This window comes from Tahibacter caeni (genome assembly GCF_024609805.1).
GTDB classification, from domain to species: Bacteria; Pseudomonadota; Gammaproteobacteria; order Xanthomonadales; family Rhodanobacteraceae; genus Tahibacter; species Tahibacter caeni.
The window spans coordinates 1-1,853 of record NZ_JANFVR010000558.1 but is presented as its reverse complement, the minus strand read 5'-3'; the positions used below and the strand labels follow the sequence as shown (position 1 = coordinate 1,853).

Below are 1,853 nucleotides of genomic sequence, written 5' to 3'. Positions count from 1 at the left end.
CAGCGCCGCGGCGATGCCGCTGCCGTCCATGATGCCGCCGGCCGCGACCACGGGCAGCGCGCAGCGGCGCGCGAGCAGGCGCACCAGCGCGAACGTGCCGAGGCGCAGGTCCCGCGCCGGATCGAAGATGCCGCGATGGCCGCCGGCCTCGTAGCCCTGGGCGACGAGCGCGTCGACGCCGGCGCGCTCGGCCAGAGCGGCCTCGTCGGGATCGGTCACGCCGGCGAGGGTGACGACGCCGGCCTCGCGCAGCGCCGGTATCCAGCCCGCGTCGGGCAGGCCGAAATGAAAGCTGACCACGGCGGGCCGCAGCGCGAGCAGCATCGCGAGCAGCGCCTCGTTGCCGAGCGCGCTGCGATAGATCTCGCGCAGCACGGCCGGCGGTGAGGCGCCGAACAGCCGGAATTCCGGCGCGAGGCAGGCGAGCCAGGCCGCCTCGCGCGCGGCGTCGGCGACGGCCGGTGCGTGGCAGAACAGGTTGACGTTGAACGGCTGGGACGTGAGTTCGCGGGTCCGGCGGATCTGCGCGGCGATCTCGTCGACGGCGGCGGCCGCAGTGCCGAGCGAGCCCAGTGCGCCGGCTTCGGAAACGGCGGCCGCGAGCTCCGGCGTCGACACGCCGACCATCGGCGCCTGGATCAGCGGATGGCGGATCGCGAGCTGTCGCAGCAGCGTCTCGTGGCGGGGCACGGCGATTCCTCCGAGGCGGGAGCTCGAGGATGAACGAGTCCGCCAAAAGAAAAAAGCCGCGGTTTCCCGCGGCTTCTTTCGTACGGCGTGGCGGATGCCGCGTCGCGATCAGGCCAGACCGGCCTGCTTCATGACTTCCGCGGCGTAGTCTTCGACGACCTTCTCGATGCCTTCGCCGACGGCCAGGCGCTTGAAGCCGACGATGTCGGCGCCTTCCTTCTTGAGGACGGCTTCGACGGTCAGATCGGTGTTCAGCGCATACGGCTGGCCGGTCAGGGTGACTTCGTTGATGATCTTCGCGATCTTGCCGCTGATGATCTTCTCCAGGATCTCGGCCGGCTTGGCCTTGTCCTTGTCGGTCATCTTGGCCAGCTCGATTTCCTTTTCCTTCGCGATGAAGTCGGCCGGCACTTCGGACGGCTTCGCGTAGGGCGGGTTCATCGCGGCGACGTGCATGGCGATGCCGCGGGCCAGCTCTTCGGTGCCGCCGGTCAGTTCGACCAGCACGCCGATGCGGCCGCCGTGCACGTAGCCGGCGACGGTGTTGCTGCCGTCGACGCGGACCAGGCGGCGCAGCTGCACGTTCTCGCCGACCTTGCCGACCAGCGCGGCGCGGGCTTCTTCGACCGTGCTGCTGCCGTCGCTGTACTTGGCGGCCTTCAGCGCCTCGATGTCGGCCGCGCCGGTGTCGAGCGCGATCTGCGCGACGGCGTTGGCGAAGTTGACGAAGTTCTCGTCCTTGCCGACGAAGTCGGTTTCCGAATTGACTTCGACGAGCACGGCCTTGCCGCCCTTCTGGGCCAGGGTGATGCGGCCTTCCGCAGCGACGCGGCCGGCCTTCTTGTCAGCCTTGGCCAGCCCCGTCTTGCGCAGGTATTCCATCGCCGCGTCGATATTGCCGGCGTTCTCGGTCAGTGCCTTCTTGCACTCCATCATGCCGGCGCCCGAGCGCTCGCGCAGTTCCTTGACCAGACTCGCGGTGATTTCCATGTAAACCTCGAAATAGTTGTGGCGGCGACCGGCGTCGCGCCGGGAAAACGGGATCGTGTGGCCGCGTCACGACAGCATCATGACGCGGACCGGGCGCGCTGCGGGCGCCCGGCCCGGCCGTATTACTCGCCCTGCGGGGCCGGACGGCCGCCGCCGTTGCGGCCGCGCGGCGC

General features: G+C 69.8%; 2 protein-coding genes. Both read right to left on the bottom strand.

Annotated features, from left to right (window positions below):
- The coding region (locus NON22_RS23755; protein ID WP_257389458.1) for an NAD(P)H-dependent flavin oxidoreductase at positions 1-690 on the bottom strand (690 nt) is incomplete at its 3' end.
- Positions 691-798: 108 nt separating this feature from the next.
- Positions 799-1,680 carry a translation elongation factor Ts gene (gene tsf, locus NON22_RS23750; RefSeq protein WP_257389456.1) on the bottom strand — a complete coding sequence of 294 codons (882 nt, stop codon included), beginning with the start codon at positions 1,678-1,680 and terminating at the stop codon, positions 799-801.
- Between the last annotated feature and the right edge of the window lie 173 nt (positions 1,681-1,853).